Below are 20727 nucleotides of genomic sequence, written 5' to 3' on the forward strand. Positions count from 1 at the left end.
GATGGCGTTCGCGCACGAGACGGTGTCCCGGGCCGAGCGGTACCACGGCGCGATCTTCTCGGTCTACACCGACGAGGTCACCATGTCCGACGGTGGCACCGCCACCCGTGACGTGGTGGAGAACCGTGGCGCCGTGGTCGTCGTCGCCCTCGACGAGCAGGACCGGGTGGTGCTGATCCGGCAGTACCGGCACCCGGTCGGCAAGCACCTGTGGGAGCTGCCGGCCGGGCTCCGCGACGTCGTCGGCGAGGACGAGTCGCTCACCGCGGCCCGCGAGCTCGCCGAGGAGGCGGACCTGACGGCCGGCCGCATCGAGCCGCTCATCGACCTGCACACCTCGCCCGGTTTCGCCGACGAGTACGTCCGCGTCTTCCTGGCCCGCGACCTGTCCCCGGTGGCCGACGCGGACCGGCACGTCCGGACCGCCGAGGAGGCCGACCTGGAGGTGCGGCTCGTCGACCTGGACGAGTGCGTCGCCATGGTCTTCCGCGGCGAGATCACCAACGCGGCGGCGGTCGGCGGTCTGCTTGCCGCGGCCCGGGCCCGCGACTCCGGCTGGACGTTGCTCGGCGCCCGCTGAGCCGGTGACCCCTGCCGTCGAGCGGCCGTCCGGAGTCTCCGGGCGGCCGCTGTCGCGTTCGCGGGCGGGGCCGGGCACTCATCGGCCGGGTGTCGTCGTCCGTGCCGGCGTGTGGGTGCCGGGCTCGTCCGGCGGTGGTCGTTCGTGCCGGCGTGTGGTGCCGGGGTACGGCCGACGGTGGTCGTCGTTCGTGCCGGCGTGTGGTGCCCGGGTACGGCCGACGGTGGTCGTCGTTCGTGCCGGCGTGTGGGTGCCGGGGTACGGCCGGCGGTGGCGTGTCCGTGCCGGCGTGTGCGGGCCGGGGCTCATTCGGCGGGGGTGGCGAGTTCGGCCTCGATGACGGCGGCCGCGTATCCGGCGCCGCTGGACGCGTGGAGTTCCTTGCTGATGCGGGTGCTCGTTTCGCGTACCCCCGGATCGTTGATCAGGGTGAGGAACTCGGAGCGCAACTGATCGGCGGTGACGGAGCCGGTGTCGATCTTGGCGGCGACGCCCAGCTCGATCAGCCGGTCGGCGTTGCCGAACTGGTCGGCGGCCTGCGGCGCGACCAGCATGGGGGTGCCGCAGTAGAGGCCCTCGACGCTGCCGCCCATGCCGGCGTGGGTGAGGAACGCGTCCGCCCGGCGCAGGATCTCCAGTTGCGGCACCCACGGGTGGACCTCGATGTTCGCGGGCACGTCGCCGAGTTCGGACGGAGCGACCTTCGAGCCGATCTGGAGTACGACGTGCCAGCCGGGCAGGTCGCCGAAGGCCTGGACGCAGCGCCGGTAGAACTCGGGGTGCTCGGTGAAGGCGGAGCCCAGTGAGACGAGCAGCACGTTCCCGGCGTCCGCCGGGCGGGTCCACGTGCCCTGATCGGCGCGGTCGCCGAGCACCGGCCCGGCGAACGTGTAGACCTCGTCGTTCACACGGTCGGCGTTCGGCTGCATGTGCCGGGGGATGAGGACCAGCGCGCGATCGGGGCGGCCCTGGAAGGCGGCACTGTCGGTGATCGAGGATCCGTTGCCGGTGAGCCACTGCTCGAAGCGGCGGTAGTAGTCGGCGCCGCGCGGGTCGGCGCGCATCTGCTCGACGTAGGGCGCCATGTCCTGCTCGTAGCCGTCCCAGGCCACGTAGGTGGGGGAGATCTGCACGGCGGGGATGCCCCACTGTTCGGCGAGCAGCCGGACGGGCGCGGCCGCGATGTCGTAGAGGAACAGGTCGGGGCGGTCGTTCTGATACGCCTCCCGTAGCTGCGGAAGCATCGCGATCGCGTCGTCGAGGAAGAGCGTGAGATGGTCGATCATGTCGCCGTCCGCGCCGTTGCCGGCGGCCGGAAGCGTCGAACGGTACGGCTTGAACTCGGCCCCGGTCGCCTCGACGGCCTCCGCCCAGCTCGCGTCGTTGGCGTAGGTCACCCGGTGGCCGCGGGCGACGAGCTCCCGGATCACCTCGATGCTCGGGTTGACGTGGCCCGGCGCCGGGATGCTGACCATGGCGATGTGCGGCATCGGTACTCCCTGACTCGCTAGCAAGACGAGACGTAGCGTCTCGTTTCCCGGGCAGCTTGTCAAGACGATACGTAGCGTCTCGTTTCGAGGTAGGATCCGCGCCATGCCCAACGTCACCCGCCGCAGCGAACGGTCCCGCCGGGCGATCCTGGAATCCGCCCTGGCCCTGCTGCACGAGTCCGGATACCCCGATCTGACCGTCGAGGCGATCGCCGCCCGCGCCGGCGTCGGCAAACAGACCATCTACCGCTGGTGGTCCGGCAAGGGCGCGGTGGTCCTGGACGCGCTGGTCGAGCAGGCGAGCGCCACCGAGCCGCCACCACTGCCGGACACCGGCGACCTGGAGGCGGATCTGCGGCCGGTGATCCGGGCGATCGTCGCCGAGCTGGCCGACCCAGGGCTGTCGGCCACCACCCGGGCGCTCACCGTCGAGGCGCTGAGCAGCGAGACCTTCGCCGAGCAGGTGCGCGACCGGCTGCTGAGGCCGCAGCTCGCCACCATCTCCGACCGGCTGCGGTCCGCCCGCGACGCCGGCGCCCTGCGTGCGGACGCCGACCTCGATCAGGCCGTCGAGCTGTTCATCGGCCCCATGTACCACCGCTGGATGCTGCGGACCGGGCCGCTCACCGAGGAGTACGCGGACGGCCTGCTCGAACTGGGACTGGCCGCGTTACGCCCCCGGTGAGACTCCCCGGGCGAGCGTCCTTCGTCCTCCTCGATCGGAATGTGCCGTCCCTGACCGAAGTCGGATGTCGGTCAAATCCGCCGGGCGCCCCGATCGGGGCCCCGAACGCAGCGCCGGAACCTCCATGATGGAGCGATGCGAACCAGGGCACTGACCGTCGCGGGCCTGGCGGTCCTCGCCGGTGCGCCGATTCTGCTGCTGCTCACCGGGCACACCTCGATCACCACGTCGGCCGATGACGAGGCCGCGGCGGTGCCCCTGGCGGCCATCGTCGTGCCGTACCTCGTGGGTCTGATTCTGATCCGGCTCGTCCCGCCCGTGCTGCCGGTGCTCGACATCGCCGGCGGCGATCCGCGGGCCGTGCTGAGCCGGCAGGCCCGCTGGCTGACCGTGGTGGCACTGCTGTTCACGGTGCTGGCCGTCGCGGTGCGGGCGGCCGGGCTCAAGGACGTGTACCCGCTGCTCAAGGTGCTGGTGCTGCTCGGCGGCGGGTGGCTGGTGCTGTGGCGGATCAAAGGGGGGCGGCGGCCCGGCCGGGCGCACCGGGAGCGGGTGCCGAGGTTGTGGTACTGGCTGGGCCCGGTCCCGGCGATCCTGGTGTGGGGGTATCTGTTCTTCTACAGCCCGCTGGTCGGCGGCGGCACGGACGTCTCCGGCTACGCGGGGTGGAACCGGGCCGAGCTGGCCGCGGCGGCGATCTTCTCCCTGCTCACCGCCTCCGTCCTGGAGGAGTGGTTCTACCGGATGATGCTGCAGACCCGGTTCGAGGCGCTGTGGGGACGGTGGCCGGCGATCGTCGCGGCGACGCTGCTGTTCGTGGCCATGCACGCCTACCGCCTGGTCGAGGGCGAGGTGTTCGGCACGGCGCTCGGGCTGATCGTGTCGACCGGCGGGCTGGGCCTGATGGCCGGCTATCTGTGGTCGCGTTACCGCAACCCGTGGGCGATCTTCGTGGTGCACGGTGCGACGAACGCCCTCGTTCTGCTGCCCCTCTTCTTCTGAGACGAGAGCCAATGATCTTATAGACGTTGATGGAAGCGTTATGGGGGAAACTCGGGAAGGTGCTGCCGCCGCCGGGGCTGCCGCGCGCGCTCGCGGCACAGTCGGCGCTCTACGCGGTCGGCAACGGCGCCTTCCTCACCGGCAGCGTGGTCTTCTTCAGCCTGTACGTCGGCCTGAGGCCGATCCAGATCGGCATCGGCCTGTCCGTGGCCGGGTTCGTCGGGCTGGCCGGGTCGCTGCCGTTCGGGCACCTCGCCGACCGGCTCGGCGGCCGGCGCGCCTGGGTGGCCGGGGCCGTCGCCGAGGCGGTCGCGTTCGCCTGCTACCCGCTGGCCGACGGGTTCGTCCTGTTCCTGCTGGTGATCAGCGCCCAGACCGCGGCCGAGACGCTCGCCAACGCGGGCCGGGTCGTCTACACGGCCGCCGTCGTGCCCAAGGAGGGCCGGGTACGCGTCATGGCGTTCGCCCGGGCGTACCTGAACGTGGGGTTCACCGTGGGATCCGGCATCGCCGCCGCGGCCCTCGCCCTCGACTCCCGCCCCGGCCTGCTCGTCCTGGTGCTGACCGCGGCCACGGGCACCGCCCTCAACGCGTTCTTCGTGTCCCGGATGCCGCACGCCGAGGCGGCCCCCGGATCCGGCGAGACCCGGCCCAGCCCGTGGGGTGTCCTCCGGGACCGCTCGTTCACCGCCCTGGCCGTGCTGTTCGGGGTGCTCTGGCTGCACAGCACCATCTGGGCGGAGATCATGCCGTTGTGGGCGATCACCATGACCGACGCCCCGAAACCCGTGCTCGGCGCGCTCGTCGCGCTGAACACCGTCCTGGCCGTGCTGCTGCAGGTGCGCGCGTCACGCGGCGCCGACACCCTGCCCGGGGCCACCCGCCTGCTGCGACGGTCGGCGATCGCGGCCGCGGTGGCCTGCCCGATCGTGGCGCTCAGCGGCCGTACCGACGGGTGGGTGACGGTGGCCGTGCTGGCCGTCGCCGTGGTGCTGTTCACCGGCACCGAACTGTGGGTGTCGTCGGCGCAGTGGTACCTGCACACCGAGATCCCGCCCCCCGGGCAGCGTGGCGCCTACGTGGGCATGAGCCGGTCGGTGGGCGGGCTCGCCAAGATGGCCGGGCCCGCCGGGTTCACCATCCTGGCCATCGAGACCGGAGGCTGGGGCTGGTGGGTGATCGCCGGGGTCTTCGCGCTGTGCGGGGCGGCCTGCCTGCCGGTGGTGCGCTGGGTCGAACGGACACCCCGCAACACGGCCGGCACCGCCGTCCAGCCCTCATCGTGAAGTCGTCGCGGGCGTACCGACGGGGACCGGCGCCGCGCTAGACGGTCCACTCCGGGACCATGTCGATCAGGTCGCCGTCGATCGCCGCCAGGTGGCCGGCCGCCCCGGAGCGGCGGTACAGGCCGGCGAAGTGATCCCGGCGGTACCGGTCGTGGTCGGCGGCGGACGCCCAGCCGGACAGCACCAGGAACTCCACCTGACCGGGACGGCCGGGCGCGTCGGCGGTGCCGAACGAGCAGCCGCGGAAACCGGGGGCGGCGGCCATGCCGGGGGTCCAGACGGTGTGCTGTACGCGCACGAAATCGTGGTCGAGGCCGGGATGGACACGGCAGTGGGCGAGCCGCACCAGCGCGGCCGGCGACAGGCCCGTCTCGATCACCTCGAAGAGGCGCACCTCGATGGAGCGGTAGCTTCCGGCCTGTGCGGCGGCGAGCCGGTCGTGCGGCCCGGCCATGAACGCCCGGTACGCCGCGCGGTCCCGCCAGAGTCCGAAAACGTGCGCGCAGCCGGGCGTGTTGCGGCTCCAGCCGCCGGTCTGGCCCAGGAATCCCGGCTGGGCACGCAGCTCACCCCAGACGGACTGGCCGGTGTGGAACCGGCCCGCGTCACCGACCGCGCAGGTCACCCATTTGATCAGCGTCATCGGCCGGCCCGCCGGATCGCCTCGACAAGCCCTCCGGCGGTGCCCTGACGGCGATCCCGGCGCTCACCTCGCATCGATTCATCGTAGGGGGGTACCACCCGGACATGACATTTCCACAGCTCAGAGCCTTCGTGCTGGACGCCCCCGACGCCCGTCGCCTGGCCGAGTTCTACCGGGAGCTGCTCGGCCTGGAGTATCTCGAGGGCGACGAGCCGCCGGCCGACAAGGACTGGCTGCGGCTGCGGGCCCCGGACGGCTCCTACCGGCTCTCGTTCCAGCAGACCGACGGGGTACGCCCGACCACCTGGCCGGACGGCGACGTGCCGCAGCAGATGCACCTGGACACCGCCGTCGGCTCGGTCGAGGAGCTGGACCGCCAGCACGAGCGGGTGCTCGGCCTCGGCGGCACGTTGCGCTTCGACCGCTCCGACGATCCCGAGGAGCCCCTTCGGGTGTACGCCGACCCGGCCGGCCACGTGTTCTGCGTCTTCGTCGGCTGACCCGCCGTCGCCGCTCTTGACCTCAACCTTCGTTGATGTTTCAGGGTGGGGGCATGGTATTCACCGCGCAGGAGCTCGCGTACCTCGCCGAACAGCGTCTCGGCCGGCTGGCCACGGTCCAGCCGGACGGGACGCTGCAGGTCAGCCCGGTCGGCTACACGTACAACGCGGAGACCGCGACGATCGACATCCGGGGCTGGAAGATGGCGGCCAGCCGCAAGTACCGCAACGTGGCGGAGAACGGCCGGGTCGCGTTCGTGGTCGACGACGTGCCGTCGGTGAACCCGTGGCGGGTGCGCTGCCTGGAGATCCGCGGCCACGGGGAGGCGCTCGACGGTCCGGATCCGATCATCCGGATCCACCCGCGGCGCATCATCGCCTTCGGCCTCGACGAACCCGACCGGGACGCGCACACACTCACCGCGAGCAAGCGGAACGTCAGCGTCTGACGGGCGGGCGGGCCGGTCAGCGCAACTCCACCTCGACGTTCGAGTCGGCCAGATATCCGAGCAGGTCGTCCATCGTGACGGCCGGCGTCCACCAGCGCCGGTCGTAGCCCGCCACCAGGTGGGCGCGGGCCACCTCGGAGTCGTGCCAGACCAGCCGGAAGCCGGGCGCCGCGCCCCAGCCGCCGCCCGCGCAGTCGTGCAGCGCGCCCAGGTTCCAGCCGAAGTAGCCGCCCGGGCCGTTGATCGCCTCGCCGATCGCGCAGAAGAAACCCTCGACGTCGGTGATGTGCCGCCCGGCCAGGTGGTACGTCGCCCCGGCCACCCGGTCCGGGCGACCGTGCTCGTGATGGGCCAGCGCCACGCCGGCCCACTCGTGGCGCAGGTCGGCGTCGTACTCGGCCCACTCGCCGACCACGTCCGGGCGGCCGGCCCGCCAGCGGTGCCACACGGCGCGGGCCCCGGTCGGGCGCGGGCCGCCGATGGCGTCGCCGTACGTGGGTTCCAGGGTGACGTCGAGCAGGCCGTCGCCGAGCCGGGACGGGCGCACCCCGGCGACCTCCGCGCCGATCGTGGCGCCGACCATGCCGACCGCCGTGCCGTCCCGGTCCACACTGAAGATCGACGCCTGGATCCAGCGCCGCCGCCGGGCGCCGCCGCGGGCCAGGGCGTCCAGGGCCCGTTGCAGCGGTGGCTCGGGACGGCAGCCGATCAGGGTGGCGCCCCGGGGCGACGGTGCGGGCCGGCTGCGGAACACCCCGTCCACCTCACGGCAGGAGCCGAAGTCCTCGTCGCCGTGGCCGGTGACGCCGACCAGCAGGTACCCGTCGGCCTCCGGGGCCCGGTCGGCACCGCGGGCGAACCGGGCCAGCTCCTCGATGCGCAGCCGGCCCTCCAGCGTCACGTCCAGCAGGCGGCGGCCGAGCGGCGACGGGCGGGCGTCGAGCACGGTGATGTCGAGCAGTTCCTCGGCGCAGTGCCAGCAGTGCGCCGGATGCTTGGAGTGCGGCGGATGGATGGCGTCCAGACCGATATTGCCCAGCCAGTCGGGGCCCAGCCCGTCGCAGGCGTCACGCAGCCGGCCGGCCGGCTCGCAGCCGAGCAGGCCGTACCGCTCGACCGGCGGTTGCGGCACATCGACGAACAGACCGTCGATGTCGGAGCAGGCGGCGATGACGAGTTCACCGTCGTCGCTGTTCTGGTCCACCAGAAGCCAGGGAAAGCCGCTCATCGGGTGGAACCGTACAGCCCGGACCGCCGACCGGGGGACACCGGTGCGCGAGTCGGGAAAGATTCGCAGGTCAGGCGTACGCTGGCGCGGTATGAGGGTCGGGATACCCGCCGAGGTCAAGAACAACGAGCACCGGGTGGCGATCACCCCGGCCGGCGTCTACGAGCTCGTCCGAGCCGGACACCAGGTCACCGTGCAGTCCGGAGCCGGTGACGGATCGTCGATCGGCGACGGCGACTTCCGGTCCGCCGGAGCGTCGATCCTGCCCGGCGCGGACGCCGTCTGGGAGTCCGCCGAGCTGATCCTCAAGGTCAAGGAGCCGGTCCCGGAGGAGTACCCGCGGATGCGCCCCGGGCAGGTGCTCTTCACCTACCTGCATCTGGCGGCGTCGAAGGACTGCACCGACGCGCTGCTGGACCGGAAGGTGACCGGGATCGCCTACGAGACGGTGGAGCTGCCGGACCGCTCGCTGCCGCTGCTGGCCCCGATGTCCGAGGTGGCCGGCCGTCTCGCCCCGCAGGTCGGCGCGTACCACCTGATGCGTACACGTGGCGGCCGCGGCGTGCTGATGGGTGGCGTCCCGGGGGTGTACGCGGCGAAGGTGGTGGTGATCGGCGCCGGCGTGTCCGGGCTGAACGCGGCCGCCATCGCGCTCGGCATGCAGGCCGAGGTGCTGCTGCTGGACAAGAACGTGGCCCGGTTGCGGGCGGTGGACGCCGACTATCGCGGGCACATCCAGACGATCGCGTCCAACGCGTACGAGATCGAGAAGGCCGTGCTCGACGCGGACCTGGTGATCGGCGCCGTGCTGGTGCCGGGCGCGAAGGCGCCGAAGTTGATCTCCAGCGATCTGGTGGCGCGGATGAAACCGGGCAGCGTGCTCGTCGACATCTCGATCGACCAGGGCGGCTGCTTCGAGGACTCGCATCCGACCACCCACGACGATCCCACCTATCCGGTGCACGGCTCGATGTTCTACTGCGTGGCCAACATGCCCGGGGCGGTGCCGCACACCAGCACCTACGCGCTGACCAACGTGACCCTGCCGTACGCTCTCGAACTGGCCGACCACGGCTGGCGCGACGCCCTGCGCGGCGATCCGGCGCTGGCCGCCGGGCTGAACACGTTCGACGGCGAGGTGGTCTACGGTCCGGTCGCGGAGGCGCACGGGATGCGGTCGATCGCCCTGACGGAGGTGCTCCGCTGAGCCCGGACCTGGCGATCAAGGCCTATCTCGACCATCTCGGCGTCGAACGGGCGCTGTCGGCCAACACGCTCGCCTCCTACCGGCGCGACCTGGAGCGTTACGCCGAGGGGCTGACCGCCGCCGGGATCACCGAGATGGCCGGGGTCCGGGAGTCGGACGTGGCCGCCCACCTGGCCCGGCTGCGCGAGGAGGGGCTCGCGTCGGCGTCCGCGGCCCGGGCCGTGTCGGCGGTCCGCGGGCTGCACCGTTTCGCGGTCCGCGAGCGCCTCGCCCCGCACGACGTGGCCGCCGGGGTACGCCCGCCGGCGCCCCCGCGACGCCTGCCCAAGGCCATCGACGTGGACCAGGTGGAGCGGCTGCTCGCGGTCCCCGACGGCGACTCCCCGCTCGGGCTGCGCGACCGGGCGATCCTCGAATTCCTCTACGGCACCGGGGCGCGGATCTCCGAGGCGGTCGGCGCCGACATCGACGACCTGGCACTCGACGCCGACCCGGCGGTGGTCCTGCGGGGCAAGGGCGGCAAGACCAGACTGGTCCCGGTCGGCGGTTTCGCGCGGGCCGCGTTGCAGGCCTATCTGGTACGGGCGAGGCCCACCCTGATCGCGGCCGGCCGTGGCACCCCGGCGGTCTTCCTCAACGCCCGTGGCGGCCGGCTGTCCCGCCAGAGCGCCTGGACCGTGCTGCACCGCTGCGCCGCCGCGGCCGGACTCCCCGTCGACGGCCCGTACGCGGTCAGCCCGCACACGCTGCGTCACTCCTACGCGACGCATCTGCTCGACGGCGGAGCTGACGTACGGGTGGTGCAAGAACTGCTGGGACACGCCTCGGTCACCACGACGCAGGTGTATACCCTGGTGACCGTCGAGCGCCTCCGGGAGGTGTACGCGACCGCACACCCGCGGGCTCGTTAGAGGCTATGGATGCGTAGGCGCGACACGCCGAACGGCTGATCCCGATGGGGCGGTGCCCGTGGCGTACAGTCGGGCATCGACTGTGCTAGCCCCGCGGCGGAGATGCTGTCAAAGCGGGGTCCACGACACCGGTCGGAAGGGGGCGAGGGCGATGTCAGGGAACGGCGAGCGTGCAGAGGCCTGGACTTCCGCGCTCCGGGAACAGCAGACCTCCCTGGATCTCGGCGCCGACCTGGGCCCGGCCGATCCCACGGCGTACACGATGCGCCGTCCGATCCCCGAGCCGATGCCGACCGACAAGCACGGCCCGGCGCGGATCATCGCCCTGGCGAACCAGAAGGGTGGCGTCGGCAAGACGACCACCACCATCAACCTCGGCGCCGCCCTCGCGGAGTACGGGCGCAAGGTCCTGCTCGTCGACTTCGACCCGCAGGGCGCCTGCTCGGTCGGCCTCGGCGTCAACCCGCACAACCTCGACCTGAGCGTCTACAACCTGCTCATGCAGGACGACGTCACCACCGAGGACGTCATCATCAAGAGCGATGTGGCCGGCCTGCACCTGCTGCCCGCCAACATCGATCTCTCGGCGGCCGAGATCCAGCTGGTCAACGAGGTGGCGCGGGAGATGGCGCTGGCCCGGGCGCTGCGCTCGGTCCGCAAGGAGTACGACTTCATCCTGATCGACTGCCAGCCCTCGCTGGGCCTGCTGGCGATCAACGCGCTCACCATCGCGCACGGCGTGCTCATCCCGCTGGAGTGCGAGTTCTTCTCGCTGCGCGGTGTGGCCCTGCTGCTGGACACCATCGACAAGGTGCGCGAGCGGCTCAACTTCGACCTGGAGCTCGAGGGCATCCTCGCCACGATGTACGACTCCCGCACCACCCACTGCCGTCAGGTGCTGCAGCGTGTGGTCGAGGCGTTCGGCGACAAGGTGTACCAGACGGTCATCACCAAGACGGTGAAGTTCCCCGAGTCGACCGTGGCGGGCGCTCCGATCACTACGCTGGATCCCGCCTCCTCCGGCGCCCGTAACTACCGTCAGCTCGCTCGCGAGGTCATCGCAGCCCAGGCAGATCGAGGCTAGGTCACACACCCGTGCTCTTCGCGCTCGGCGAACCGGTGGCGTTCGCCGCACTGCTCGCCGCTTTCCTGCTGGCCCTGTGGCTTCGTACCGCGGCCATGCGGTTCACCGCGCGTACCGTCGGGCTGGCCGAGCGCCGGCAGTCGCTGCGGTTGCGGCCGCGGGAGGACATCGACCCGTTCGGCGCGGTCGCGGTGGCGGTCGGCGGCGCGGGCTGGGGCCGGTCGGTGTCGGTCGACGAGGTGTCCCGCTGGCGGGGCCGGGGACGGGCGGCCGCGGTGTTCGCGGCCGGGCCGGTGGCCTGCATCCTGGCCGGTGAGGTGGTCATCGCGGGGTACGCGCTGGCCTTCCCGGACAATCAGCTCGACGGCCTGAGCCTCGGCACCGTGCTGTTCGGGGCGGGTTTCCTGCCGTACGCGCAGCAGGTGGTCCTGTCGCTCGGGGTGGGCCTGCTCGCCTTCGGGCTGCTGGCGCTGATCCCGATTCCGCCTCTGGACGGGTTCGGCATCCTGTGGAACGCTCTGCGCCATCCCGGCGCCGGGATGAACTGGATGCGGCTCTGGTTCGAGGACAAGAACATCGGTGTCCTGATCCTCCTGATCTGCGCGTTCTTCCCGACCGGCTACCCCATCCTGATCGTGATCATCGACATCCTGGGTGCACTCTTCCTGCAGATCTGGGCCTGATTTTTCCCGCTCGGCACAGCTACTGTGTGAGCGATGTCGATGTCACTCGCTGTCGCCGTGTTGCTGCTCGGCGTCGCTGACTCGATGGTCGGCTCGTATTTCGTCCTGTTCGTGACCGATGTGACCGGGCTCAGCCCGTGGCAGACCGGCGTCTTCGTCTCCGTCCACGGTGTCGGCGGCATCTTCCTGAGCTGGCTGGCCGGGCGCGGCTTCGACCGGCGACCATCCCGCGGCTACGCCGCCGCGGCCATGCTCTCCGGCGGCGCAGCCCTCTGCCTGATGACCGTGATCACCTCGTTCCCACTGCTCATCCTGCTGGCCGTCACCCTGCTCGGCGCCCTCGCCGCCGCGTTCCCCCAACTGTTCGCGCTGGCCCGGACCGTCCTCGGCGACGGCCCCGCGGCCCGCCGGTCGGTGCCGCTGCTGCGATCCGTGTGGTCGCTCGCCTGGGCGCTCGGCCCTCTGCTCGGCACCGTGGTGCTCACCAGCGCCGGGCACGTCGCCATCCCGCGCGCCGCCGGAGCCGTCCTCGCCGTCGCGGCGGTCTGGGTGCTCGCCGCGGTCCCGGCCCCCGGCCACGGCCACCCGGCCGGCGTCCCCGCCCGGGGACCGGTCGGCGGCCCGCTGTCGCGTACCGCCACCGTCCTGCTGACCGCCGGCGTCACCCTCTTCTTCACCGCGATGTTCGCCGGCTCCGTCGCCATGCCACTGTTCGTCACCCGGGAACTGCATCAGCCGTACTCGTCCGTCGGCCTGCTGTTCAGCGTCTGCGCGGCCGTCGAGGTGGTGGCCGCGCTCATCCTCGCCGCCGTGCCCGGCCACGTCAGCCAGCGGCTGGTCATCCTCACCGGGATGGGCTGCTTCGTGTTCTTCTTCGCCCTCACCATCCTCGCCGGCGGCCTGCCCCTGCTCCTGGCCGGCCAGGTGGTGCGCGGCCTCGCGGTGGCGATCGTCGGCGCGGCCGGCATCCGCTACTTCCAGGACGTGATGGCCCCGGCGACCGGACGCGCCACCACCCTGTTCGCCAACGCCACCACGGCCGGCATGGTCATCGCCGGCATCGTCGCGGGCGGCGCCGTCGAGATCCTCGGCTACGCCGGCACGCTCTCGCTCTGCTGCGGCGTGACCGTCGCCGCGGCGGTGGCCTTCGCCCTCGGCACGGCCACCCACATCCGCCGGCCCCGCTCGCCGTCGCGCCCACGCACTCCACCCCCGCCCCGCTGCGCCACCCCACGCCGGGTCCCCGGCCCCCACCACTGACCTGGTTCCCGCCCGCAGACCGGCCCCGCCAGGCCGTCGGCCCGTCGCGCCACGCCACCCGGGCGGCGGGCGACCCTCGGACCGGAGCCGGACATTCCGGCGGTGCTGGGGCCGGAGTGGTGCGCGGGTGAGGTCAGCCGCGCTGGGCGGGCGCACGAACAGCAGCGGCTCGCCGTCGCCGATGCTCTCGTAGGCGCTGTCGGTCCGGTCCCACAGCGTGCGCGATCGTCTCAGTCACGAGCAGCCACGTCAGGCTCCTGCACCCGTTGGGAGATCCCCATCTGTGCCGATGTTTCAGCCCTGCGGACGGGCTACGTCTGATGGGACGGGAGAGGCAGGCCACTGCTCGCTAATCTGGCCCCCATGTACATCAAGGAGATCAAGCTAACGGATATTCGGGGCTTCCATGGCGCTCGAAACGTCGCGCTGGATCTCACCCGGCCTGACGGGTCCTTGGCCGGATGGACCGTCATCGCCGGCCGCAACGGTTCAGGCAAGACCTCGCTTCTTCAAGCGGTGGCACTGGCGACCGCCGGCCAGCGCGTCGCTCAGAACCTGGTCGCCGATTTCGCCTCCTGGATCTCCGTCGGCGCGCGAGGCGGCATGGCGGTCGTGCGATTCGCGTTCGACGCTGACGCCGATCGTTTCGACGACGGCCACGTTCGGGCTCTTGAATCATTCCGCACCGGACTGATGTGGGTGAAGACGCCGTCGTCGGTGCCGGGCCGTCCGGAGAATCAGCCGATGCTGATGCCGGTGGCTTACGGTGCCGACGGTCCGGGCTCGTACACCCCGGAGCCAGAGGCGGAGGCTGCCCGGCACGGACCTTGGAGCAGCAGTCCCGCGGGATGGCTATGTGTGGGGTACGGACCGTTCCGGCGGCTCACCGGTGGGTCCGGTGACGCTCAACGGCTGGTGTCGAGCCGCGTCTCGGCGGCCCGCATGGCCAGCCTCTTCCACGAGGACGCATCGCTGGCTGACGGTGTGGCCTGGCTGATCGAGCAACATCTGCGCGCCTTCGAGCGGCGTCCGGGTGCGGAAGCTCTCAAGCGTGCCGCACTGGCGGTACTCGGCGACGGGCTCCTGCCGGACGGCTACCGGGTCTGCGATGTCGACTCTGAAGGGCTCTGGGTCGAACGGGACGGGACCAGATTCGCGCTTCGCGAGATGAGCGACGGCTACCGCGCCGTGACCGCACTCGTCGTCGATCTCCTCAAACAGATCCACGATGCCTACGGCAGCCTTCCGGCGGAGGAACACGACGGATCGGTGGTGATCACCGCCCCCGGTGTGGTTCTCATCGACGAGGTGGACGCCCACCTGCATGTGTCCTGGCAGAAGCGGATCGGCGGATGGCTGAAGGCGCGTTTCCCGCGGATCCAGTTCATCGTCACGACCCACAGCCCGTACATCTGCCAGGCCGCCGACGAGAACGGGCTCATTCGTCTGCCCGGACCCGACGAGGACGAGCCACCGCGGATCGTGAGCGGTGACCTGTACGAGCGGATCGTTTACGGCAGCGGCGACGACGCGGTCATGTCGGAATTGTTCGGCGTCGACACTCCGTACTCGGACAAGGCCCTTCGCCTCCGCCGTGAGCTCGTCGAACTGGAGACCGACGTCCTCGTCGGCCGGGCCGGGACCGACGCTGTGCGCCGCTACGAGGAGTTGCGCGACACGCTCACCAGTTCCCCGGGCGCGCGGGTGGAGGAGCTCGCGGCCCGGATCATCGCCGATCGGGAGAATCGAGAGCGGTGATCCCGATCGCCCGAAGCCGCCTCCCCACCGAGGTGTGCAGCCGCATGGTGGTTCTGACCGAGGAGATCCGTGCGGCGCGGAGCGGCAGCCGGACAGAGACGGCGCGGCAGATCTGGCGCCGAAGCAGCACGAGGGACGACGTGACCACACCGGTCCGGACGGTTCTCGCAAGCATGGCACCCGGCGCGGAACGCTGCATGTACTGCGGCGACAACCAGGGCACCGACATCGACCACCACGAGCCGCTGGCCAGGAACCCGCTGCGTACCTTCGACTGGCTCAACCACCTGCTCGCCTGTTCGCACTGCAACAGCCACCACAAACGCGACCGGTTTCCGGTGGACGGCGAGGGGCGGCCACTGCTGATCGACCCGAGCGCCGAGGATCCGTTCGATCATCTTCTGCTGTCGTTGTCTGTCGGCGAGTACCGGCCGCTGACCGAGAAGGGCGCTCGCAGCATCGAGGTGTTCGGCCTGAACCGTCCGATCTTGGCGCGCGGCCGGCGGCAGGCGTTCGGTGTGGTGGTGATGTGCCTGCGGCAGTGGCGTGCGGCCGAGTCGGGCACGGGCCCCTACGAACCGGACGTCCTGGTGCAGATCATCAGAGAGCAGCCCTGCGCCGACGTGTGCCAGGCCATGCTGCGCCAGGCCGACTCGCCGGGCACGGCCGTGGTCTTCCGAAAGGTGCCGGAGATCGTGCCGATCCTGCGTGACCCGGTGGTGCGGAGCGCGTTGCTGAGGTGAGCGCTCCGGCGTGCCCCTTCGCACGCCGGAGCGCCGGGGCCGGTCAGGCGGGGGTGAGGGCTGTGCCGCGGAGGGTGGCGTCGGCGGACTCGTCGTCGGGCTGGGTCTGGGCGGCGAGTTCGGCGATCACGTGGGATTCGTGGGCGGCCACCTCCCGGTCGGCGTCGGCCTGCGACCAGCCCAGGACCGGCGCGATCAGCGCGGCGGCCGGGCGGGCTGCCGCGACCCCGCGATCGGGCGTTTCAAAGGCGATTCTGGTACGCCGTACGAGCACGTCGTCGAGGTGCCGTGCGCCCTCGTGGCCGGCCGCGTAGACGATCTCGGCGCGCAGATGGCCGGGTGCGCCGTCCAGCGGCAGGCCCAGTGACGGGTCGTCCTCGATGAGCGCGAGCACCTCGTCGGCCAGGGTGCCGTAGCGGCGGAGCAGTTCCTCCACCCGGGTGACGTGCAGGCCGTGTGCACGGGCGAGGGCGGCGCGCCGGTTCCACGCGGCCCGGTAGCCTTCGGCGCCGAGCAGCGGCACCTGGTCGGTGCAGGACGGGGGCACCCGGGCGGCGAGTTCGCGGACCGCGGCGTCGACCGCGTCCCGGGCCATCACCCGGTACGTCGTGTACTTGCCGCCGGCGACCACGATCAGGCCGGGCACCGGGTTGCCGACGGCGTGCTCGCGGGACAGTTCGGCGGTGCCGGTCGCCCGCGCCGACAGCAGCGGGCGCAGCCCGGCGTAGACGCCCTGCACGTCGTCCCTGGTCAGCGGGGTGGCGAGGGCTTTGTTGACCTCGTCGAGCAGGTAGTCGACGTCCTTGCCGGACGCCGCCGGATCCGCCTTGCCGAGGTCCCATCTCGTGTCGGTGGTGCCGATGATCCAGTGACGGTCCCACGGGATCACGAAGAGCACGCTGGTGGCCGTACGCAGGATCATGCCGGTGCGGCCGGCGATCCGGTCGCGCGGCACCACCAGGTGGATCCCCTTGCTCGCGGTGATCTCGAATTCGGCGGGCTCGCCGGCGAGCAGGGCCTGGCTGTCGCCGGTCCACACGCCGGTCGCGTTGATCACCGTGCGGGCGCGGATCTCGATCTCGGCGCCGGTCTCCAGGTCGCGGGCCCGGACGCCGGTGACCCGGCGGCCCTCCCGCAGGAAGCCGATCACCTCGGTGCGGGACGCCACGTGCGCGCCGTGCGCGGCGGCCGTGCGGACCAGGAACATGGTGTGCCGGGCGTCGTCGACCTGTGCGTCGTAGTAGCGGATCGCGCCGACCAGCGTCTCCGGCCGCAGCGACGGGAACGCCTTGAGCGCCTCGACCCGGCTCAGGTGCCGGTGCACCGGCACGCCCGCGCCGCCGCCGGACAGGGCCAGGATGTCGTAGAGGGCGACGCCCGCTCCGACGTAGAGCCGCTCCCAGGCCCGGTGCTGCAGCGGGTAGAGGAACGGCACCGGGCGGACCAGATGCGGGGCGAGCCGCTGGATCAGCAGGCCGCGTTCCCGCAGGGCCTCCCGGACCAGGCTGAAGTCGAGCATCTCCAGGTAGCGCAGGCCGCCGTGGATGAGTCTGCTCGACCGGCCGGAGGTTCCGCTCGCGAAGTCGCGGGCCTCCAGCAGACCGACCGACAGGCCGCGGGTGGCGGCGTCCAGCGCCGATCCGGCGCCGACCACGCCGGCGCCGACGACCAGCACGTCCAGTTTCTCGCCGGACGACAGGGCGGCCAGTGCCCGCACCCGGCTCGCCGGTGAGATCACTCCGGTTCTCATTCTCTTCTCCAAACCGGTCGGCCGACGCTGACCCGGTCGAGCCCGGTGTCGGCGAGAGCCCCCGCGACGGCCTTGAGGGTGTCTTCCCCGATCTCCGCCGGATCGTGTTCGGCCCCGGGGCGGGGCTGGATCTGCCGGTGTTCGAGCTGGTGGCGGCCGATCTCGTGACCGGCCCGGTCGAAGACCATGAACCGGGTGCTGGTGGTGTCCCGATCGAGTGCGCCGATGTGGTGCGCCACAAGTGCCTCCCGTCCTCGACGAGCGCGACGTTAGGGAGCGATCCGGGGCGCGGCAACGCGACCCGTGCGACAATGTCGCACGTGCCCGGCCTGATCCAGTCCATCGAGCGGTCCTCGGCGGTGTTGCGGCTGCTCGCGGCGAGACCCGGCCGGCTGCGGGTCAAGGAGATCGCCGACGCGCTCGGGCTGCCGAAATCCACCGCGCACGGCATCCTGCGGACCCTGGAACACGTCGGGTTCGCCGAACAGGACCCGCGGACCGCCCGCTACCGGCTCGGCCGGGGACTGTCCGACCTGAGCTCAGCCGGGATCGACGCCAACGAACTGCGCGGACGCGCCCTCAACTGGGCGGACGCGCTCGCCGCCCGCAGCGGCGAGGAGGTCCGGCTCGGCGTGCTCCGGGACGGTGAGGTGGTGGTCGTGCACCACGTCTTCCGGCCGGACGACCCGGCGCAGTCGCTGGACACCGGGGTCCGGCTGCCCGCCCACGCCACCGCGCTCGGCCAGGTGCTGCTCGCCCACGACGCCGCCGCCACCGAAACGGCCGTGGCGGGCGGGCTGGACGCGTACACCCGTAGGACGGTGACCGACCCGAAAGCGCTGGTCCGGGCACTCGGCGAGATCCGCGCCCGGGGCTGCGCACTGTCGGCCGGTGAGTGGCGGCCGGACCTGGCCGCGATCGCCGCCCCGGTACGCACCTCGGGCGGCCTGGTCGTCGGAGCGGTCGGGATCGCCGGCCCGGTGGAGCGGCTCACCGGCACCCGGCGGCAGGCCCGGCCCGCGCTGGTCGACCACGTGCTGGCCACCGCCCGGTCGATCTCCCGGGAGGTGCGGGGGTGAGTTACGTGCTGGCCGTCGACCAGGGCACGACGTCGACGCGGTGCATCCTGTTCGACCGCCGGGCCACCGTGGTGGCGGTCGCGCAAGCCGAGCATCCACAGTCGTACCCGAGGCCCGGGTGGGTGGAGCACGACGCGGCGCGGATCTGGCGGGACGTGCGCCGGCTGATCGGGCGGGCGCTGCACGAGGCCGGAGTGCAGCCGTCCGAGGTGGCCGCCATCGGCATCGCCAATCAGCGGGAGACCACCGTGCTGTGGGACCGGGCGACCGGCACGCCCGTCGCCCCGGCGATCGTGTGGCAGGACACCCGCACCGATCCCTCCGGCCTGGACCCTGATCTGATGCGAAGCCGGACCGGGCTCCCGCCGGCCACCTACTTCTCCGCCACCAAGATCCAGTGGCTGCTCGACGACATCGACGGTCTCCGCGCCCGAGCCGAGAAGGGCGACGTGCTGTTCGGGACGATGGACTCCTGGCTGATCTGGAACCTGACCGGCGGACGGCATCTGACCGACGTCACCAACGCCAGCCGTACGATGCTGATGAACTTGAACGATCTTGACTGGGACGAGGACCTGCTGCGGCTGTTCCGGATCCCGCGGGCCATGCTGCCTCAGATCCGGTCGTCCGCCGAGATCTACGGCACCGCCGAGACCGTGCTGCCCGGAGTGCCGATCGCGGCGGCCGTCGGCGACCAGCAGGCCGCCCTGTTCGGGCAGACCTGTTTCGAGCCGGGCGAGGCCAAGTGCACCTACGGCACCGGCGGCTTCCTGCTGATGAACACCGGGACGAAACCGGTCCGGTCCGACCACGGACTGATCACCACGGTCGGCTACCGGATCGGCCGCGAGCCACCGGTCTTCGCGCTGGAAGGCTCGATCGCGATCGCCGGCTCGCTGGTCCAATGGCTACGCGACAACCTGGGCCTGATCGGCACCGCCGCGGAGATCGAAACCCTCGCCGGGACGGTACGCGACAACGGCGGCTGCTACATCGTCCCGGCGTTCTCCGGCCTGTTCGCACCCTACTGGCACAGCGAGGCGCGCGGCGTCATCGTGGGCCTCACCTCGTACATCACGAAGGCGCACCTGGCCCGCGCGGCGCTGGAGGCGACCGGCTGGCAGACCCGCGACGTGGTCGACGCGATGAACGCCGACGCCGGGCTGGCGCTGACCGCCCTCAACGTGGACGGTGGGATGACCGCGGACAACCTGCTGATGCAGATCGTCGCCGACTTCCTCGAGGTCCCGGTGCTGCGGCCGATGGTCGCCGAGACGGTGTCGCTGGGCGCCGCCTACGCGGCCGGGCTGGCCGTCGGCTACTGGTCGGACCAGCGCGACCTGCGGGCCAACCGGCACCTGGCCGGCCGCTGGAGCCCGCGCCTGGACCCGGACCGGCGGGCCGCCGGGCACGCGAACTGGCGGCGTGCCGTGGAGTGCGCGATCATGTTCAGCCCGGCCGACCAGGACGGGCCGCGGTGATCGGCGGCCGCTGACGTCCATCCGAACCGGACGCGTGTCAGCGGATGGTGAAGCCGTCGAAGCCCTCGACCGGCTCGTCACGCACGTCCACATCGTCCACCCGGGCGCCGGGCGGGCCGGTGCGCACCCAGGTGACGAGCCGTTCGACGCCGGCCGCATCGCCCTCGAAGACCGCCTCGACCCTGCCGTCCGGCAGGTTGCGCACCCAGCCGCGGACCGCGTGCCGGCAGGCGAGCCGGCGGCACGAGTCGCGGAAGGAGACACCCTGCACCCGGCCCTCGACCAGGACGCGTCTACGGATCACCGGCCCACCCTACGACGGGGATGTGTCACCGGGAGTCGTTATTGGGCCGGCCTTCGACCGGCTTTCCGGTCTGTCGAATGGTGAACATTTCACTTCGGTCACGTGAACCCCAAGTTTCCCAAGATCCACTACAGTCGCGTGCACACGCGCGCCGGCCGGGACGCGTGAACTCTTGCATGCGGAAGGAGGCCGACGTGGGTAAGACCAAGGACAAGGCCAAGAAGGCGGTAGTGGTCGAGGAGGCGCCCGTTGTCGAGGAGGCGCCCGTTGTCGAGGAGGCGCCCGTAGCGGAGGAGGCGCCGGTCAAGGCCAAGAAGGCCAAGAAGTCCAAGAAGGAGAAGGCCGCCGTCGAGGAGCCGGTTGCTGAGGAGCCGGTTGCCGAGGAGCCGGTTGCTGAGGAGCCGGTCGTCGAGGAGCCGGTTGCCGAAGAGCCGGTTGCTGAGGAGCCGGTTGCCGAAGAGCCGGTCGTCGAAGAGCCGGTCGTCGAAGAGCCGGTTGCCGAGGAGCCGGTCGTCGAGGATGCCCCCGCCAAGGCCAAGAAGAAGTCCAAGAAGGACAAGAAGAAGTGATCCGCCGGGCCGCCGGCTCAGGCGCGGCGGCCCGA

At 71.7% G+C, this 20727-nt stretch carries 23 protein-coding genes and 1 pseudogene; 17 read left to right on the forward strand and 7 right to left on the reverse strand.

Annotation, left to right across the window (positions count from 1 at the left end; all coding sequences use genetic code 11):
* Window position 1 precedes the first annotated feature (1 nt).
* Window positions 2-580 carry an NUDIX hydrolase gene (locus AB0I88_RS22955; RefSeq protein ID WP_361027917.1) on the forward strand — a complete coding sequence of 193 codons (579 nt, stop codon included), beginning with the start codon at window positions 2-4 and terminating at the stop codon, window positions 578-580.
* A gap of 305 nt (window positions 581-885) precedes the next feature.
* On the opposite strand, the gene AB0I88_RS22960 is transcribed toward AB0I88_RS22955, so the two are convergent.
* Window positions 886-2070 carry a macrolide family glycosyltransferase gene (locus tag AB0I88_RS22960; protein WP_361027920.1) on the reverse strand — a complete coding sequence of 395 codons (1185 nt, stop codon included), beginning with the start codon at window positions 2068-2070 and terminating at the stop codon, window positions 886-888.
* A 103-nt stretch (window positions 2071-2173) separates the two neighbouring features.
* On the opposite strand from AB0I88_RS22960, the gene AB0I88_RS22965 reads away from it, so the two are divergent.
* From AB0I88_RS22965 to AB0I88_RS22975, 3 genes are all read left to right on the forward strand, one after another.
* Complete coding sequence (locus AB0I88_RS22965) at window positions 2174-2755, forward strand: TetR/AcrR family transcriptional regulator (protein ID WP_361027923.1); 582 nt, start codon at window positions 2174-2176, stop codon at window positions 2753-2755.
* Window positions 2756-2890: 135 nt separating this feature from the next.
* Entirely contained in the window at window positions 2891-3757 is an 867-nt protein-coding gene (locus AB0I88_RS22970) for a CPBP family intramembrane glutamic endopeptidase (RefSeq protein WP_361027926.1), read from the forward strand.
* Between the two features lie 29 nt (window positions 3758-3786).
* A complete protein-coding gene (locus AB0I88_RS22975; protein WP_361027929.1) occupies window positions 3787-5043 on the forward strand; it encodes an MFS transporter in 1257 nt (418 codons plus the stop codon).
* A 37-nt stretch (window positions 5044-5080) separates the two neighbouring features.
* On the opposite strand, the gene AB0I88_RS22980 is transcribed toward AB0I88_RS22975, so the two are convergent.
* Window positions 5081-5686 carry a YdbC family protein gene (locus AB0I88_RS22980; protein ID WP_361027932.1) on the reverse strand — a complete coding sequence of 202 codons (606 nt, stop codon included), beginning with the start codon at window positions 5684-5686 and terminating at the stop codon, window positions 5081-5083.
* A 104-nt stretch (window positions 5687-5790) separates the two neighbouring features.
* On the opposite strand from AB0I88_RS22980, the gene AB0I88_RS22985 reads away from it, so the two are divergent.
* Window positions 5791-6186, forward strand: a complete 396-nt coding sequence (locus AB0I88_RS22985) for a VOC family protein (protein ID WP_361027935.1) — start codon at window positions 5791-5793, stop codon at window positions 6184-6186.
* Between the two features lie 53 nt (window positions 6187-6239).
* Window positions 6240-6635 (forward strand): PPOX class F420-dependent oxidoreductase, encoded by a 396-nt coding sequence (locus AB0I88_RS22990; protein WP_361027938.1) that lies wholly within the window; start codon window positions 6240-6242, stop codon window positions 6633-6635.
* 16 nt (window positions 6636-6651) lie between these two features.
* Here AB0I88_RS22990 and AB0I88_RS22995 read toward each other — a convergent pair whose 3' ends face one another.
* A complete protein-coding gene (locus AB0I88_RS22995; RefSeq protein ID WP_361027941.1) occupies window positions 6652-7863 on the reverse strand; it encodes a barstar family protein in 1212 nt (403 codons plus the stop codon).
* Window positions 7864-7954: 91 nt separating this feature from the next.
* Between AB0I88_RS22995 and ald the strand changes: the two genes are divergently transcribed.
* The 6 genes and pseudogenes from ald to AB0I88_RS23025 form a co-directional block, all read left to right on the forward strand.
* The gene (gene ald, locus AB0I88_RS23000) at window positions 7955-9070 is read left to right on the forward strand and encodes an alanine dehydrogenase (protein WP_361027944.1); all 1116 of its coding nucleotides are present in this window, start codon (window positions 7955-7957) and stop codon (window positions 9068-9070) included.
* On the forward strand, window positions 9067-9981 hold the full coding sequence (locus AB0I88_RS23005; RefSeq protein ID WP_361028104.1) for a site-specific tyrosine recombinase XerD: 915 nt from the start codon (window positions 9067-9069) through the stop codon (window positions 9979-9981). The genes ald and AB0I88_RS23005 overlap by 4 nt, the downstream gene beginning before the upstream one ends.
* 151 nt (window positions 9982-10132) lie before the next feature.
* Window positions 10133-11065, forward strand: a complete 933-nt coding sequence (locus AB0I88_RS23010; protein WP_361027947.1) for a ParA family protein — start codon at window positions 10133-10135, stop codon at window positions 11063-11065.
* Between the two features lie 11 nt (window positions 11066-11076).
* On the forward strand, window positions 11077-11748 hold the full coding sequence (locus AB0I88_RS23015) for a hypothetical protein (protein ID WP_361027950.1): 672 nt from the start codon (window positions 11077-11079) through the stop codon (window positions 11746-11748).
* Between the two features lie 33 nt (window positions 11749-11781).
* Complete coding sequence (locus tag AB0I88_RS23020) at window positions 11782-13008, forward strand: MFS transporter (protein ID WP_361027952.1); 1227 nt, start codon at window positions 11782-11784, stop codon at window positions 13006-13008.
* A gap of 363 nt (window positions 13009-13371) precedes the next feature.
* A pseudogene (locus AB0I88_RS23025) lies at window positions 13372-13494 on the forward strand (hypothetical protein); the annotation flags it as partial.
* A gap of 3 nt (window positions 13495-13497) precedes the next feature.
* Here the strand turns inward: AB0I88_RS23025 and AB0I88_RS23030 are convergent.
* Window positions 13498-13668, reverse strand: coding sequence for a hypothetical protein (locus tag AB0I88_RS23030; RefSeq protein WP_361028110.1), 171 nt, complete (start codon window positions 13666-13668; stop codon window positions 13498-13500).
* A 198-nt stretch (window positions 13669-13866) separates the two neighbouring features.
* Here AB0I88_RS23030 and AB0I88_RS23035 point away from each other — a divergent pair, with 198 nt between their 5' ends.
* Window positions 13867-14766, forward strand: coding sequence for an AAA family ATPase (locus tag AB0I88_RS23035; RefSeq protein WP_361028107.1), 900 nt, complete (start codon window positions 13867-13869; stop codon window positions 14764-14766).
* A 44-nt stretch (window positions 14767-14810) separates the two neighbouring features.
* Entirely contained in the window at window positions 14811-15509 is a 699-nt protein-coding gene (locus tag AB0I88_RS23040; RefSeq protein ID WP_361027955.1) for a hypothetical protein, read from the forward strand.
* A gap of 43 nt (window positions 15510-15552) precedes the next feature.
* On the opposite strand, the gene AB0I88_RS23045 is transcribed toward AB0I88_RS23040, so the two are convergent.
* A complete protein-coding gene (locus tag AB0I88_RS23045; RefSeq protein WP_361027957.1) occupies window positions 15553-17259 on the reverse strand; it encodes a glycerol-3-phosphate dehydrogenase/oxidase in 1707 nt (568 codons plus the stop codon).
* A complete protein-coding gene (locus AB0I88_RS23050; RefSeq protein ID WP_361027960.1) occupies window positions 17256-17498 on the reverse strand; it encodes an FGGY family carbohydrate kinase in 243 nt (80 codons plus the stop codon). The genes AB0I88_RS23045 and AB0I88_RS23050 overlap by 4 nt, the downstream gene beginning before the upstream one ends.
* Window positions 17499-17579: 81 nt before the next feature.
* Between AB0I88_RS23050 and AB0I88_RS23055 the strand changes: the two genes are divergently transcribed.
* Together AB0I88_RS23055 and glpK are read left to right on the forward strand one after the other, a co-directional pair.
* The gene (locus AB0I88_RS23055; RefSeq protein WP_361027963.1) at window positions 17580-18338 is read left to right on the forward strand and encodes an IclR family transcriptional regulator; all 759 of its coding nucleotides are present in this window, start codon (window positions 17580-17582) and stop codon (window positions 18336-18338) included.
* Window positions 18335-19819: a glycerol kinase GlpK gene (gene glpK / locus AB0I88_RS23060; protein WP_361027966.1), complete on the forward strand. Its 1485-nt coding sequence runs from the start codon at window positions 18335-18337 to the stop codon at window positions 19817-19819. Before AB0I88_RS23055 ends, glpK begins: the two co-directional genes overlap by 4 nt.
* 37 nt (window positions 19820-19856) lie before the next feature.
* Here the strand turns inward: glpK and AB0I88_RS23065 are convergent, their stop codons facing one another.
* Window positions 19857-20123, reverse strand: a complete 267-nt coding sequence (locus tag AB0I88_RS23065) for an acylphosphatase (RefSeq protein WP_361027969.1) — start codon at window positions 20121-20123, stop codon at window positions 19857-19859.
* Window positions 20124-20317: 194 nt separating this feature from the next.
* On the opposite strand from AB0I88_RS23065, the gene AB0I88_RS23070 reads away from it, so the two are divergent.
* Window positions 20318-20692 carry a hypothetical protein gene (locus AB0I88_RS23070; RefSeq protein WP_361027972.1) on the forward strand — a complete coding sequence of 125 codons (375 nt, stop codon included), beginning with the start codon at window positions 20318-20320 and terminating at the stop codon, window positions 20690-20692.
* Window positions 20693-20727 lie beyond the last annotated feature (35 nt).

Origin of the sequence: Actinoplanes sp. NPDC049802, from assembly GCF_040656595.1 — a bacterium.
Lineage (GTDB): Bacteria > Actinomycetota > Actinomycetes > Mycobacteriales > Micromonosporaceae > Actinoplanes.